This window comes from Streptomyces sp. NPDC101225 (genome assembly GCF_044767585.1).
In the GTDB taxonomy this organism is placed as follows: domain Bacteria; phylum Actinomycetota; class Actinomycetes; order Streptomycetales; family Streptomycetaceae; genus Streptomyces.
In genome coordinates, this window is the sequence record NZ_JBIWOE010000001.1 from 216,675 (window position 1) to 229,898 (window position 13,224).

The following is a 13,224-nucleotide window of genomic DNA, read 5'->3' on the forward strand; positions in this document are numbered from 1 at the left end:
CCGCCGGGACGCGCCGCGCGGCCCGGTCAGACCTCGAACCCGTCCAGGGACCCGCCCAACGCCAGTTCAATCGCCTCCTCCGGCTCCAGCTCCCGCCCCGCGGACACGGCCGCCGAGAAGCAGGCGTCGCCGAGGCAGGCGCGCAGCCGGCGCTCGTACTCGCGGTGAAAGATCGTCCGGTCCGGCCGGCCGAGCTGCGGCAGACCGGCCGCGTGCCACAGGCGTCTGCTGATGCCCAGCAGCCGCGCGGCCAGCTCGTCCTCGCCCCGCGCGGCCTGCGCGGCCACCAGGAGGTCGGCGATCGCGGCGGCCCCGATCCGGTCGTGCACCCGCCACTTGGCGGACAGCGCCTCGCGCGCCGGGCGGAGCGCCTCGTCGGGGTGGCCGAGACCGATCCCGGCGAGTGCCACGAAGAAGTCGCCCCAGGCCCGCATCCACAGCTCACCGCGCTTGGCGCACTCGGCGCGCAACCGCCCGGCGACCGCCGCGCACCGCTCGAACGCGGCCTGGCTCGCCAGCAGATACGCCTGCACGGCGAGCGTCAGGAGCTGGAAGAACTCCGCTCCGCCGTCCCCGGCAGGTGCCTGCCGGACGCTTCCGTACAGCACCGCCGACCGCGCCGACTCACCCCGTACGGCGAGACTCGCGCCGGTCAGCGGCAGCGCGGGCACCGGCAGCCGGCGCTCCTCGGCGAGCCACACGTAGGCGGCGCTCACCGACTCGGCCGCCTCCAGGTCGTCCGGGACGACGGTGACCAGCCGGTGCGCCCAGACGGCGAGGGTGTACTCGGGCCCGCCCTGCTTCGGGGTGCGGCGCAGGGCCCGCTCCAGGTAGGTGCGGCCCTCCTCCGTGAAACCGCAGGCGAACCAGAAGAACCAGAGCGAGCCGGTGAGTTCGAGTGCCGTCTCGGGTTCCGCGGCGGTCAGGCACTCCTCGATCGCCAGCCGCAGATTGGCGTGCTCCACGGTCAGCCGCTCGGACCACATCCACTGGCCGGGCCCGAGCCACTCCGCCTCGCCCTGGCGGGCGATCCAGCGGAAGTAGTCGCGGTGGCGGACGCGGACCGCCTCCACCTCGCCGAGCCCGGTCAGCCACTCGGCGCCGAAGGAGCGGACGGTGTCCAGCATCCGGTAGCGCAGCGCCGCGCCCTCGCCGTCCCGGGTGATGATGGACTTCTCGGTGAGGGAGGCGAGCAGGGCCAGGATCTCCTCCGGGTCCAAGGGGCCGCCGTGGCAGACGAATTCGGCCGCCTCCACGTCCCAGCCGCCCGCGAACACCGACAGCCGCGCCCACAGCAGCCGTTCCAGCGGGGTGCACAGCTCATGGCTCCAGCCGATCGCGGTGCGCAGTGTCTGGTGCCGGGCCAGGCGCGGCCGGGCGGGGGAGACCAGCAGGTCGAAACGGGAGTCGAGGCCCTCCAGCAGCCGGTGCAGCGGGAAGCCGCGCAGCCGTACGGCGGCCAGCTCCAGGGCCAGCGGGATGCCGTCCAGCCGGGCGCAGACGGCGGCGACGTCGGCCCGGTTGCCGTCGGTGAGCGTGAACGTGGGCAGTGCCGCCGCGGCCCGGGCCGCGAACAGGGCCACCGCGTCGTCGCGCTCGCCCAGCGGCAGCGGGGCCACGGTCAGCAACTGCTCGCCGGGCACGCCCAGGGGTTGCCGGCTGGTGGCCAGAACGCGCAGGTCCGGGACGTTCGCGAGGAGTTCCTGCACGACGCGTGCGCATGCGTCCAGGACGTGCTCACAGGTGTCCAGGACCAGCAGGACGGGCGCGCCCGTGAGATGTTCGCAGACGGCCTGCAGGAGGGGCCGCAGTGTCTGCTCGGTCAGTCGGGTCGCCTGGGCCACGATGTTCGTCAGCAGCTCCGGGTCCCGCAGCTCCGACAGCTCCACCAGCCAGGTGCCACCCGGGAACCCGGCCGTCCCGGCGTGCGCGGCCCGCAGCGCCAGCCGGGACTTGCCGACCCCGCCCGGACCCGTCAGCGTCACCAGTCGCTCGGTTCCCAACAGCCCCGCGATCCCGGCGAGTTCGTGCCTGCGGCCGACGAAGACGTTCGCCTCGGCGGGAAGGTTGCCGATCCTGCCGCCCGGTACAGAGGCCGCCATCGTCCCCCCATCACCGGAACCGATGGCGCACACGATAACCCCTCACGGCGGGACCGCTCGCGGCGTAGCGTGGAAGCGGCCCGTCCACCCGAGGGAGGTACGGGGATGGCCGTCGTACCCACCCAGAAAACCGTGGGACAGATGCGCCAGGGAGACCACTTTCTCCTCGGCTACGACACGGACGAAGAGCGCGAGGCCGTCCTCGCGGTGTTCCTGCTGGACGGTCTGGCCAGCGGGCAGCGCGGCCTGCTGCTGCCGCCCGTCGACGTCCCCGGCGGAGTCGCCCTGTCCTTCCTGGAGGCGCACGGCTGCCCGGTCGAGAAGGAACTCGCCGACGGCCGGCTGTGCGTCGACCCGCACCTGGCCGTCCCGGAGGGCCTGTGGGACCTGGACGAGGTGATCCGCCGCGAGGCCCGCCGGGCCCTCGGTGACGGGTTCCTCGGTCTGCGCGTGTGCACGGAGAGCCTGCGTTCGCTGGCCGGCAAGGAGCTGAAGACGCTCCACGACAGCGAGTTGCTGCTCGACCCCGTGTTCTCCTCGCTGCCGGTTCTGGGGATCTGCCAGTACGACCGGCGGATCTTCGGCGACACCGAGCTCGGCCCGATCGCGGGCCTGCACCACGGCCGGGTCGGTGCCGACGACGTGTGGCGCGACGACCTCCTCGTCATCAGCCGCACCTTCGCGCCCCCGGGCCTCGCCCTGGCCGGTGAGGTGGACGACACGAACGTCACCGCCGTGGCCCGGGCCCTGCGCGCCGAGACCGACCGCGCCCGGGGCCGTGCCGCCTCCCGGACCCATGTCGACCTGCGCGGTCTGCGCTTCATCGACGTAGGGGCGCTGCGCCTGCTGGTGTTCACCGCGCTCGGCCTGGACGCGGCGGGCCGCACCCTCGAACTGTCGGGAGTCGCGCCGCATGTGCAGCGGGTGATGCGGGTGACCGGCTGGGACCGGGTGCCGGGCCTGCACATCGAAGCCGCGGGCGCGGGCGCGCCGAACGGAGGGTCGGTGTGACCGGATTCGTCCACCAGGCCCTGCGCTACCGGTCGGAGGACCAGTTCCTCGACACGGTCGGCCGCTTCGTCCGCGACGGGCTCGACGCGGGTGACACGCTGCTGGTGGTGGTGAGCCTCCGCAACATCACCCTGCTCGGTGAGGCGCTCGGCAGCCGCTTCCGTGACCTGGAGTCGCACGACGCGCTCGACTGGTACGACTGCCCCTCGCGCACCCTGGGCCGCTACCACTCCTACTGCGACCGGCAGGGCGCGGGCCGCCGGGTCCGCGTCGTCGGCGAGCCGGTGTGGGAGGGCCGTACGGAGCTGGAGACCCGGGAGTGGATGCGGTACGAGTCCCTGGTGAACGTCGCCTTCGCCGGCTCCGGCCACTGGATCCTGTGTCCCTACGACGTCCGCGCGCTGCCCGAGGGCGTCGTGTGCGGCGCCGCCCGCACCCACCCCGAGCTCGTCCACGAGTCACGCGCCGCGGTGGACTACGCCGATCCGGCGGCCTTCTCCGCGGAGTGCGACGGGCGGGGCCTCGCCCGGCTGCCCGGGGGAGCGGACGGCATCCGTTTCACCCGGGGCCGGACCGCCGCCGTACGCCGCGCCCTGACGGCGTACGCCCGCCGCCTGGGCCTGTCCGAGCAGCGGGCGTACGACCTGGTGGCGGCGGCGCACGAGACGATGGTCAACGCGGTGCGCTACGGCGGTGGGCAGGGTGTGGTACGTCTGCACAGCGACCGGGACCATGTGATCTGCGAGATCTCCGACTTCGGCGCGCGCACGCCGGTGGCCTGGCCGCCCTTCCCCGGCCACCTGCCGCCCGAGGTGGGTGCGGCCGGCGGCCACGGCATGTGGCTGGTGCGGCAGTTGAGCGATCTGGTCGACGGCGACCTCGCCCCCGAGGGCTCCGTCGTGTGGCTGTACTTCCGGCGCCCGGCGCGCGCTCAGCCCGCCGCGGGCAGCGTGAACTCGTAGATCAGGGCCTCCGGATGGGCGTCCACGACCAGGTCGGTGATCTCCAGCGGCCGCGCGTACTGGTCGTGCACGCGCCGGGTCACCCGCACCGAGGGGGTGTCCGCGAGGGGGGTGATGGTGTCCCGGTGGTGCAGGGACAGGCCCGCCCTGCGCATCCAGTCGTAGGCGCGGCGCAGCTGGGCCGCGCAGGCGCCGTCGGCGCGGCCGCGGTAGCGGCCCAGCTCCTCCACCTCGGACAGGGCCACGGCCGAGAACGACGTCATGGCCGTGCGCCTTCCGCGGCCGTCGGCGCCGGCCGACTCGTAGCGGTGCACGAGCGTCGGCCGGTGCGGGGCGAGCCCCAGGGCCGCGGCGTGCTCCGGCGGGGGCGCCTCCCAGGAGACCCGGGCCCGGTCGAGGGCGCCCGGGTCCGCCGCCCGCGCGCCGACCGGGAAGGCCAGCGAGCAGGGGCTCTCCACCGGCAGTCCGGGAAGGGTGGCGTGGCTGCCGCGCCGGTCGGTGGCGACCACGCCGTTGCGGCGCAGCACCTCCAGCGCCTGCCGGATCGTCTCCCTGCTGACGGCGAAGCGCTCGGCCAGGTGGCGTTCGCCCGGCAGCCGCTCGCCGGGCGGGATGCCGCCGTCGCGCAGTTCGCCGAGCAGCCGCGTCGCGACACGCCAGTACAGCGGCTCCTGCTCGGGCAGGGGAGGGTCGTGCGGGGTGGTGCGGGCCATGCCGCGCCTCCTGAAGGTGACATGCCGTAGCCGTGCGGACTCAGTGCGCCACCAGATCTAGCATTGGTCTAAACCAGAAAGGAAGAGCGGTCTGCGGGTTCGGCCGAAACCGGCCCGCGCGCAAGGCCGTTCACAGGGCGCCGTAGACGGCGTCGACCAGGGCCGTCTTCCGTGGGTCGTCGGCGATATGAGGCCCCATCCGGTTCATGACGTAGCCCAGCGACACCCCTGCCTCCGGGTCGGCGAGGCCGCACGAGCCGCCGAAGCCGTCGTGTCCGAAAGCGCGCGGGTTGGGACCGTAGGAGCCGTTGGTGCCGCTCAGCCACAGTCCGAGCCCGACCTCGGTCTCGCCCTCGAACCCGGCGCCGAGAACCAGGTCGCGGCAGCTGCCCTGGCCTTCACGCACCCGCTCGGCCGCCTCGGCCGACAGGACGCGGTGGCCGTCGAGGGACCCGCGGCCCGCGAAGATCCCGTAGAGCGCGGCGACCGCCCGCGCCGTGCCGTGCCCGTTCGCCGCCGGGATCTCGGCGGCCCGCCACCCGGGCGTGTTGGCCTCGGAGGCGCCGACCAGCGGGTTGGCCAGGGCGGCCAGTGCCGCCGGCGTCAACTGGCCGAACGTCGACGTCTGTTCGCTGCCGGAGGCGGCCCGCGGGTGCACCAGCTCGGCGGCCCGCCCGTACTCCTTCTCGGGCAGCCCGATCCGGAAGTCGATCCCGAGTGGACCGGTCACCTCCTGCTCCAGGAAGGCCCCCGGCCGCAGCCCCGAGATGCGCCGCACGACCTCCCCGACCAGGAAACCGTAGGTCAGCGCGTGGTACCCGGACCGCGTCCCGGGCTCCCACCAGGGCTCCGTCGCCGCGAGCCGCCGTGTCGTCAGCTCCCAGTCGTAGAGCTGTTCGAGCGAGTGCGGCTCGCGCAGGCCGGACAGCCCCGCGCGGTGCGACAGCAGGTGGCGTACCGGGATCTTGTCCTTGCCGGCCGCGGCGAACTCGGGCCAGTAGGCGGCCACCGGTGCGTCGAAGTCGAGCAGTCCCCGGTCGGCGAGGAGGTGCGCGCACAGCGCGACCGGCCCCTTCGTCGTCGACCAGACGTTGACCAGGGTGTCGTGTTCCCAGGGCCGGGTGCGGGCCGCGTCGGCCCAGCCGCCCCACAGATCCACCACGACCTCACCGCCGACGCTCACGGCGACCGCGGCGCCGAGCTCCTCGCGGTCCCGGAAATTGTCCTCCAGCGCCGTCCGCACCGCCGTGAACCGCTCGTCGCAGTAACCGTGCAGCTCTGGCTCGCGCTCCGCCATGGGGCCCTCCGTCGTCCGCCGGAAACCCGGGCCGCGGCTCTGCGGCCAGGTTTCCGGAGAACGTACCGACTGGTCGGACTGGAGGGAAGGTCAGAGGAAGAAGAGCTTCTGGGTGGGCTCGCGGTGACCGTCGGCCGTGTGCCAGTAGTCCCGTGTCTCGACCGCCAGACCGGCGTCGTCGAACCGCGCGAACACGCAGCCCGCCAGGGCGGACGCGACACCGTCCTCCTCGGCCAGCACCCGGAACTCGGCCACGGCGACGCCGTCCGGGCCGACGATCGGTGGCGAGAACCGCACGTCCGTCACCCGCTCGTGGACGAACGACCGGCGCAGGTAGGCGGCCAGCTCGGCCCGCCCCCGGTGCGGCTCCCGGAACGGCATCGAGCGGTGGACGCACCGCTCGGCGTACAGCTCCAGCAGCGCGGCCACGTCATGCACGGCCCAGGCCCGCTCCCAGACGCGGACGAAGCGCTCGGCGGCCTCACGTGTGTCCATGCCCCCGCGCCCTCAGACGTAAGACCGCAGCCACCGGAGCTTGGCCGCGTCCTGGAAGGGGCCGCCGCCCTCGTGGTCGTTGAAGTCGTAGACCTCGATCGTCTTGTCCCCCTGCGCCCAGGCGTTGTAGGCCGCGAAGACGGTGGAGGGCGGGCACGTCTGGTCCTCCAGGGCCGCCGAGAACAGCGCGGGGCAACGGCCGCGGGCGGCGAAGTGCACACCGTCGAAGTAGGACAGGGTGCGCAGTGCTTCGCCGGTGCGGCCGCGGTGGGTCTTGAGGAACAGGCCGATCTCGCGGTAGGGGTGACGGTCCGTCAGGGTGGCGGCGCGCGGGTAGTCGCACAGGAACGGCACGTCCGGCGCGATCGCCGTCAGGTCCGGGACCAGACCGCCCACCGCGATGGTGATCCCGCCGCCCTGGCTGGCGCCGAGGGCGACCGTGCGGGACGCGTCGGTCAGCGGGTGCGAGCGGGCCGCCTCCACGGCGCGCACCGCGTCCGTGAACACCCGGCGGTAGTAGTAGTTCTCGGGGGCGTCGATGCCGCGGGTCATGAAGCCGGGGTAGGCCGGCGCGCCGCCCACCGGGTCCGGGGTGCCGCCGCCCCCGCCCCACGCGCTGCCCTGACCGCGGGTGTCCATCACGAAGTGCGCGCGGCCGGTGGACGCCCACAGCAGATGCTCGTGCGGCAGGCCGCGCCCGCCGCCGTAGCCGATGAACTCCACCACCAGCGGCAGCGGTTCCCCGGCCCCGGCGGGCAGGGTCAGCCAGCCCTTGACCGGGTGCCCGCCGAATCCCGCGAACGTCACGTCGTACACCCGGACCGTCGTCAGACCCGTGTCGACCGGTTCGAAGCGGGCGTCCAGGTCGTGCTCGCGGGCCTCCTCGAGGGTCTTGGACCAGAACGTGTCGAAGTCCTCGGGCTCCGCGGACGCGCTGCGATACGCGTGGAGCTCGTCGAGCGGGAGGTCGAACAGGGCCATCTGGAACCGCCTTCGTGAAGGGCCGGTGCGGATGATCACACCGTACGTGGGTGGTCCAACTACCCGCCAGGGCGTCGTGAACGCTCGTGTCACCGCGGTCGATCGGTCACGCCCGGCGCCGCGTCCAGTCCGGCTCGATCCGCGCCCACGCCCGCTCCCACTCGGCCAGCCGCCGGCCGGCGGCGACGCGGCGCACGACGGCGTTCGTGAGCAGCACCGCCGCGGCGGCGGCGCCCGCGGCGATCGTGCCGACGGTCACGGTGTGCTGCCAGATCGCGGTGCTGCCGGCCGGCGGGGGCACGTTTCGGCCCTGGGTGTCGAACCAGAGGGCGACCTGGTCGCCGTGCCGGGTGCCGGCCGGAACGCGGGCCGTCGTGGTGTGCGGCCGGGCGGCCGCGTCCGTCCAGCGCACCCGCACGCGGTACGAGTGCTGCCGGCCGGCCTGCACGGTGGGCAGCTGGTCGGGTGCCGTGCCGACCACCTCGGCCCGCACCTGGTGGCGTGCGGCGCGCTGCGCCACGGCGACGCTCCGCGCCTCGCCGTGCGCCCACCAGCCCGCCAGCGCTCCCGCCAGCGGCGCGCCCACCAGCAGCAGAACGCCGAAGAACAGCGCCGTCCACGCCTCGATCACATCCGACCGGCGCCGCAGCGGATTGCGCCGCCGGCGCCGGCCGCGCACCCGGGTCCGCATGTCGACCTCCTCGCCGTCACCGAAGCCGGAGGGGCCGTTTCCCGGTCGGTCCGTATGATCCCTCCGTATCCCCTCCGCGCGCGAGTGCCCTGACGACGGGGTACCCCGCGACAAGGTGTTCGTCCACGGAGGGCCGGCCGGACGCAGTGGTTTGCGCCACGTCACCCGAAGCGTTCGATACGGATCCGGTCCACCGGCTGGCCGGCCGCGACCAGCAGCCGGGAGGCGTGCTCGGCGAAGGAGTTGGAGCCGCAGACATAGGCCTCCCACCCACCGGGAGGCGGCTCGGCCAGGAGCGGCGCCACATGTGCGGCGGCCATCCGTCCCACCGGCACGCCCGCCGGCGCGCTGCGCGTGAACACGGGCGTCGTCTCCGCGCCGAACTCGCGCGCGTAGATGAGCTCCTCGGGACCGCGCGCGGACACCAGCAGCCGCAGCGGTACGTCCAGGCCGCGCGCCCGGTGGTGCCGCAGCATCGACATGAGGGGCACGACTCCGGAGCCGGCCCCGACCAGCAGCGCGGGCCGGTCGCCGGGCCAGGCGAAGAAGCCGCTCAGCGGGCCACGCATCGCGATCCGGTCACCGGGCTCGGCGACGGTGTGGAACCAGCCCGAGACCTCGCCGTCCGCCACATGGTCCAGGGTCAGTTCGACGTGCCCGGTGTCGTCGGGGGCCGACGCGATCGAATAGTGGCGCTGGGCCGTGTATCCGTCCCCGGCGGTCAGCCGCACCAGCAGGTGTTGGCCGGGCAGGTGCCCCGTCCAGCCGGGCACCGCGAACCGGAAGGTGGCCGCGCGGGGTGTCTCGCGGCGGATCTGCGTGAGCGTGGCCGTGTGCCACACGGCGGCGGTCTCCTCGCTGACGCCGATACGGCCGGGCACGCGGAAGCGGGCCGGGGGAGCGAAGGAGGGGGAGGCGGACGTGTCAGTCACCGGAGTACCGCTGCTCCTGCCAGGGGTTGCCGCGCGCGTGGTAGCCGTTCTGCTCCCAGAAGCCCGGTTCGTCGTGGTCGAGGAGGGTGAGGCCGGCGATCCACTTGGCGCTCTTCCAGAAGTACAGGTGGGGCACGAGCAGCCGGGCGGGCCCGCCGTGCTCGGGGGTGAGCGGCTGCCCGCCGTACTCCCAGGCGATCCACGCCCGGCCGCCCGTCAGGTCCGCGAGCGGCAGGTTCGAGGTGTACCCGGTGTGCGAGTACGCCACGACGTGGGTGGCCGACGCACGGGGCCGCGCCGCGTCGAGGAACGAGTCCAGGCAGACGCCCCCGAACCGCACGCCGAACTTCGACCAGCCCGTCACGCAGTGGATGTCGCCCTCGTACGCCGACGCCGGGAGCGCGTGCGCCTGCTCCCAGTCCCAGGTGCGCGGCCGCTCCACGAGCCCGTCCACGCGGAAGGTCCAGTCGGCGGGCGCCAGCTCCGGGGTGACCTCGGCGGACAGGACGGGCCAGTCGTCGCCCGTGTCGTACTGGCCCGGCGGCAGGCCGGGACGGTGGACGCGGGGGCGTCCGGTGAAGCCTCGGGTGACGTTCATGGGATTCCAGCGGGACGGAAGCGACGGCGGACCTGTTCCACCGTACGTGCCCGCCCGCCGTGCTTCCGCCCGGGGGCCGCGATCACCAGGGCCGTACGACATCTGCGGCGCCGCGGGAATAGCAGCGCGCCGATCACCCTTGCCCACTGTGGCCGTCGTCGACAGCGAAGGAGTGGGAGCAGATGCCCAAGGCGTACGTCTTCACCCGCAACGGCGGGCCCGAGGTGGAGGCCCTGATCGAGGTGGACCGGCCCGTCCCCGGCGCCGGCCAGGTACTGGTCGCCGTGCGTGCCGCGGGCGTGAACCCGGTGGACTGGAAGCTGCGCACCGGCTTCCGGCGCCCGGGCGACGGTGAGCGCGTCTTCCCCGCCTTCCTGGGCAGCGAGGTCTCGGGCGTCGTCGAGGAGGCCGGCGAAGGGGTCGAGGATTTCGCCGCCGGGGACGAGGTCTTCGGGCAGCCCGTCGTCGGCGGGTACTCCGAGTACGCGCTGCTGACGACCGGCTTCAGCGCGCACAAGCCCGCGGCCGTGTCCTTCACCGACGCGGCGACCCTGCCCGTCGCGGCCGCGACGGCGTACGACGGCGTCCACCAGCTCGGCCTGCCGGCCGGGGCGACCCTGCTGGTCACCGGTGCGGGCGGCGGGGTCGGCGTCGCGGCCGTGCAGATCGCCCGCGCGCTCGGGCTGCGCGTCGTGGGCGTCGCGAGCGAGGCGAAGAAGGACCTGATCGAGTCCCTGGGGGCCGTGCACGTCCCGTCCGGCGCGGACTGGACCCGGCGCGTGCCGGTCGCGGTCGACGGCGTCTACGACCTCGTCGGCGGCGCCGTCCTCACCGAGGCCGCGACCCTGCTCACCGACCGCACCGGACTCGTCACGGCCGGGGCCCCGCCCGAGGTGGCGCGGGAACTCGGCGGCGCCCGCGTCGCCCGGGTCCGCACCCCCGCCCGGCTGGCCGAGGTGGCCGGCCTCGTCGTCGACGGCAGCCTGGACCCGCACGTGACGCAGACCTTCCCCCTGGACCGGGCCGGGGAGGCGCTGCGCGCCGTCGAGGAGGGCCACGCCCGCGGCAAGATCGTGATCGTCCCCACGGAGAACGCCGGATGAGCCACGTCCTCGACCACCCCGCCCTCGCCGCGCTGACCGGCCCGCACGCCCACTTCGCCGAGCGGCGCGGCCGGGTGCTGCGCTATCCCGTCGACGTGACGCCCTGGCAGGCGCTGCCCGCGGAGCCCGACGCCCGGGACTGGGCCGACCTCGCGGCGCTCGCGGGCCCCGGCGCCGAGGTCCCGCTGCTCGGTTTCCGCGGCGAAGTCCCGGCCGGCTGGGAGGTCACGTTCCGGATCGAGGGCGTGCAGTACGTCGACGACGGGCTGGCCGCCGCCCCGGAGCCGGAGGCCGTCCTCCTCGGCCCCGCCGACGTCCCCGAGATGCTCGACCTCGTCGCGCGCACCCGGCCCGGCCCCTTCCTGCCCCGCACCATCGAACTCGGCACCTACCTGGGCATCCGCCGCGGCGGCACCCTCGTCGCGATGGCGGGGGAGCGGCTGCACCCGCCCGGCTGGACCGAGATCAGCGCCGTCTGCACCGACCCGTCCGTGCGCGGCGAGGGCCTGGCGAGCCGGCTGATCCTGGCCGTCGCCCACGGCATCCGGGAACGCGGCGAGACGCCGTTCCTGCACACCGGCGCGGGCAACACGAACGCCATCCGGCTCTACGAGGCACTCGGCTTCCGGCTGCGCCGGACCACGGCGTTCATGTCGGCCCGCGCCCCGGAACACCTCGCGGACGGGCGGGTGGTGGCGGTTTCCTGACGCGCGTTCACGGCTCCTGGCCGGGGTGTGCCCCCGTGTTGTAGCGCACGAGGTAGCCGGCGAACCGCTCCAGGTCCTCCTCGGGCCAGTCCGCCAGCCGCTCCCGGAAGGCCGCCCGGCGGCTGTCGGTGACCTGGGCGAGGATGCGGGTGCCCGCCTCGGTCAGCTGCAGGACCTGGACGCGGTGGTCGTCCGGGTCCGTGCGCCGCTCGACGAGACGGGCCCGCTCCAGCGCCGAGACCTGACGGCTGACCGTCGACTTGTCGAGGGCGTAGTGCGCCGCCAGGTCGGTGGCCCGGCAGCCGCCGCTCTCCTCCAGATGCCCGAGCAGCGTGTACGAGACCAGCGACAGCTCGGGGTGCATACGGCCCGCCGACGCGCGGGCACGGCGGGCGAAGGCGGTCATCTCCCGCTGGATCGTCTCCACGGCCTCGTCCGCATCCACCGGACCTCCCTCGCCCGCCGAGGATCCCGCCTCGGACCCTCACCCGGTCGTTCTTGGTTGTAGAGTACAACTTCTGGCGTGTGCCGGCACGGGGCTCACGTACACCTCGGCCGCGCCGGTGCCCGGGCCCCGGAAGCCGGACGCGAAGGCTCGTGAGGAGGCGGCGGCGGAGGAGGCCGAGGGGGCGGTCGGCGTCTGAGCGTTGGGGTAATGTGGCCGTCCGGCCCGGGAACGCCCCGGCCGCCGCAGACGGAGGAGGTGGGACCCATTTCCGCAGTGCGCAGGTCGGGTGCTCTCCTCCAGGATCACACGGGCCGCCGCTAGGCCGCCCCGAGAGCGCCCTTCGACTCACCGAAAGGCTCTCGGCTTCCATGCCCCCACTGTCTCCTTCCTCTCCGCCGTCGCCCGCCACCCGTGACGCGGTCGTCGCCACGCTCCGAGCGGCGGGCTGCGTCTTCGCCGAGGACGAGGCGGAGTTGATCCTCGCCACCGCCCGCACGCCGGACGGTATCGCCGCCCTCGTCGACCGCCGTGCCGCTGGACTGCCCCTCGAACTCGTCCTCGGCTGGGCGGAGTTCCGCGGACTGCGCATCACCGTGGAGCCCGGGGTCTTCGTGCCCCGCCGCCGCACCGAGTTCCTCGTCGAGCAGGCCCTCGCCCAGGTCCCGGACGCGTCCGTCGTGGTCGACCTCTGCTGCGGTTCGGGCGCCGTGGGCGCCGCGCTGGCCCGTGCGCTCGGCCCCGTGGAACTGCACGCCGCGGACGTCGATGCGGCCGCGGTGCGCTGTGCTCGGCGCAACGTCGAGGGGCGCGTCCACCAGGGCGACCTGTTCACGGCCCTGCCCGACGGACTGCGCGGCCGGATCGACATCCTCGCGGCCAACGTCCCCTACGTCCCCACGGACGAGGTCGGCCTTCTGCCCGCGGAGGCCCGCGACCACGAACCCCGCACCGCCCTCGACGGCGGCACCGACGGTCTCGACGTCCTGCGCCGCGTGGCCGCCGGGGCCACCGGCTGGCTCGCTCCCGGCGGCTGCGTCCTCGTCGAAACAAGCGAACGCCAGGCCCCGGCCGCCCTGGAGGCCTTCTCCGCGGGCGGGTTGACGGCACGCCTGGCGGTCTCCGAGGAGCTGTACGCCAACGTGGTCGTGGGCGTCAGGCAGTAGCCCCCGTGTCGTCGCGGTGGC

At 74.4% G+C, this 13,224-nt stretch carries 14 protein-coding genes; 5 read left to right on the forward strand and 9 right to left on the reverse strand.

Going from position 1 to position 13,224, the window contains the following annotated elements; genetic code table 11:
- Positions 1-26: 26 nt before the first annotated feature.
- The gene (locus tag ACIRPX_RS00995; protein WP_404187135.1) at positions 27-2,102 is read right to left on the reverse strand and encodes an ATP-binding protein; all 2,076 of its coding nucleotides are present in this window, start codon (positions 2,100-2,102) and stop codon (positions 27-29) included.
- 105 nt (positions 2,103-2,207) lie between these two features.
- Between ACIRPX_RS00995 and ACIRPX_RS01000 the strand changes: the two genes are divergently transcribed.
- Together ACIRPX_RS01000 and ACIRPX_RS01005 are read left to right on the forward strand one after the other, a co-directional pair.
- The gene (locus ACIRPX_RS01000) at positions 2,208-3,113 is read left to right on the forward strand and encodes an MEDS domain-containing protein (protein ID WP_404187136.1); all 906 of its coding nucleotides are present in this window, start codon (positions 2,208-2,210) and stop codon (positions 3,111-3,113) included.
- On the forward strand, positions 3,110-4,075 hold the full coding sequence (locus ACIRPX_RS01005; RefSeq protein WP_404187137.1) for an anti-sigma factor RsbA family regulatory protein: 966 nt from the start codon (positions 3,110-3,112) through the stop codon (positions 4,073-4,075). Before ACIRPX_RS01000 ends, ACIRPX_RS01005 begins: the two co-directional genes overlap by 4 nt.
- Here the strand turns inward: ACIRPX_RS01005 and ACIRPX_RS01010 are convergent.
- The 7 genes from ACIRPX_RS01010 to ACIRPX_RS01040 form a co-directional block, all read right to left on the reverse strand.
- Positions 4,045-4,788, reverse strand: a complete 744-nt coding sequence (locus tag ACIRPX_RS01010) for a GntR family transcriptional regulator (RefSeq protein WP_404187138.1) — start codon at positions 4,786-4,788, stop codon at positions 4,045-4,047. The genes ACIRPX_RS01005 and ACIRPX_RS01010 overlap by 31 nt on opposite strands.
- 130 nt (positions 4,789-4,918) lie before the next feature.
- Positions 4,919-6,085, reverse strand: a complete 1,167-nt coding sequence (locus ACIRPX_RS01015; RefSeq protein ID WP_404187139.1) for a serine hydrolase domain-containing protein — start codon at positions 6,083-6,085, stop codon at positions 4,919-4,921.
- A 90-nt stretch (positions 6,086-6,175) separates the two neighbouring features.
- Positions 6,176-6,580 carry a nuclear transport factor 2 family protein gene (locus ACIRPX_RS01020; RefSeq protein WP_404187140.1) on the reverse strand — a complete coding sequence of 135 codons (405 nt, stop codon included), beginning with the start codon at positions 6,578-6,580 and terminating at the stop codon, positions 6,176-6,178.
- A 12-nt stretch (positions 6,581-6,592) separates the two neighbouring features.
- Positions 6,593-7,561, reverse strand: a complete 969-nt coding sequence (locus tag ACIRPX_RS01025) for an acetylxylan esterase (protein WP_404187141.1) — start codon at positions 7,559-7,561, stop codon at positions 6,593-6,595.
- A gap of 106 nt (positions 7,562-7,667) precedes the next feature.
- Positions 7,668-8,252, reverse strand: coding sequence for a hypothetical protein (locus tag ACIRPX_RS01030; RefSeq protein WP_404187142.1), 585 nt, complete (start codon positions 8,250-8,252; stop codon positions 7,668-7,670).
- Between the two features lie 161 nt (positions 8,253-8,413).
- Positions 8,414-9,184, reverse strand: coding sequence for a ferredoxin reductase (locus ACIRPX_RS01035; RefSeq protein ID WP_404187143.1), 771 nt, complete (start codon positions 9,182-9,184; stop codon positions 8,414-8,416).
- Positions 9,177-9,782 carry a sulfite oxidase-like oxidoreductase gene (locus ACIRPX_RS01040; RefSeq protein ID WP_404187144.1) on the reverse strand — a complete coding sequence of 202 codons (606 nt, stop codon included), beginning with the start codon at positions 9,780-9,782 and terminating at the stop codon, positions 9,177-9,179. The genes ACIRPX_RS01035 and ACIRPX_RS01040 overlap by 8 nt, the downstream gene beginning before the upstream one ends.
- 182 nt (positions 9,783-9,964) lie before the next feature.
- Here ACIRPX_RS01040 and ACIRPX_RS01045 point away from each other — a divergent pair, with 182 nt between their 5' ends.
- Positions 9,965-10,885 (forward strand): NADP-dependent oxidoreductase, encoded by a 921-nt coding sequence (locus ACIRPX_RS01045; RefSeq protein WP_404187145.1) that lies wholly within the window; start codon positions 9,965-9,967, stop codon positions 10,883-10,885.
- Positions 10,882-11,592 (forward strand): GNAT family N-acetyltransferase, encoded by a 711-nt coding sequence (locus ACIRPX_RS01050; RefSeq protein WP_404187146.1) that lies wholly within the window; start codon positions 10,882-10,884, stop codon positions 11,590-11,592. The genes ACIRPX_RS01045 and ACIRPX_RS01050 overlap by 4 nt, the downstream gene beginning before the upstream one ends.
- Before the next feature lie 7 nt (positions 11,593-11,599).
- Here the strand turns inward: ACIRPX_RS01050 and ACIRPX_RS01055 are convergent, their stop codons facing one another.
- The gene (locus ACIRPX_RS01055) at positions 11,600-12,037 is read right to left on the reverse strand and encodes a MarR family winged helix-turn-helix transcriptional regulator (protein ID WP_404187147.1); all 438 of its coding nucleotides are present in this window, start codon (positions 12,035-12,037) and stop codon (positions 11,600-11,602) included.
- A gap of 371 nt (positions 12,038-12,408) precedes the next feature.
- Between ACIRPX_RS01055 and ACIRPX_RS01060 the strand changes: the two genes are divergently transcribed.
- On the forward strand, positions 12,409-13,203 hold the full coding sequence (locus ACIRPX_RS01060) for a putative protein N(5)-glutamine methyltransferase (protein WP_404187148.1): 795 nt from the start codon (positions 12,409-12,411) through the stop codon (positions 13,201-13,203).
- Positions 13,204-13,224 lie beyond the last annotated feature (21 nt).

Coding starts and splice junctions, on each gene's coding strand:
- ACIRPX_RS00995 (WP_404187135.1), bottom strand. CDS start 2,102: ATGGCGGCCTCTGTACCGGGCGGCAGGATCGGCAACCTTCCCGCCGAG.
- ACIRPX_RS01000 (WP_404187136.1), top strand. CDS start 2,208: ATGGCCGTCGTACCCACCCAGAAAACCGTGGGACAGATGCGCCAGGGA.
- ACIRPX_RS01010 (WP_404187138.1), bottom strand. CDS start 4,788: ATGGCCCGCACCACCCCGCACGACCCTCCCCTGCCCGAGCAGGAGCCG.
- ACIRPX_RS01015 (WP_404187139.1), bottom strand. CDS start 6,085: ATGGCGGAGCGCGAGCCAGAGCTGCACGGTTACTGCGACGAGCGGTTC.
- ACIRPX_RS01020 (WP_404187140.1), bottom strand. CDS start 6,580: ATGGACACACGTGAGGCCGCCGAGCGCTTCGTCCGCGTCTGGGAGCGG.
- ACIRPX_RS01025 (WP_404187141.1), bottom strand. CDS start 7,561: ATGGCCCTGTTCGACCTCCCGCTCGACGAGCTCCACGCGTATCGCAGC.
- ACIRPX_RS01030 (WP_404187142.1), bottom strand. CDS start 8,252: ATGCGGACCCGGGTGCGCGGCCGGCGCCGGCGGCGCAATCCGCTGCGG.
- ACIRPX_RS01040 (WP_404187144.1), bottom strand. CDS start 9,782: ATGAACGTCACCCGAGGCTTCACCGGACGCCCCCGCGTCCACCGTCCC.
- ACIRPX_RS01045 (WP_404187145.1), top strand. CDS start 9,965: ATGCCCAAGGCGTACGTCTTCACCCGCAACGGCGGGCCCGAGGTGGAG.
- ACIRPX_RS01050 (WP_404187146.1), top strand. CDS start 10,882: ATGAGCCACGTCCTCGACCACCCCGCCCTCGCCGCGCTGACCGGCCCG.
- ACIRPX_RS01060 (WP_404187148.1), top strand. CDS start 12,409: ATGCCCCCACTGTCTCCTTCCTCTCCGCCGTCGCCCGCCACCCGTGAC.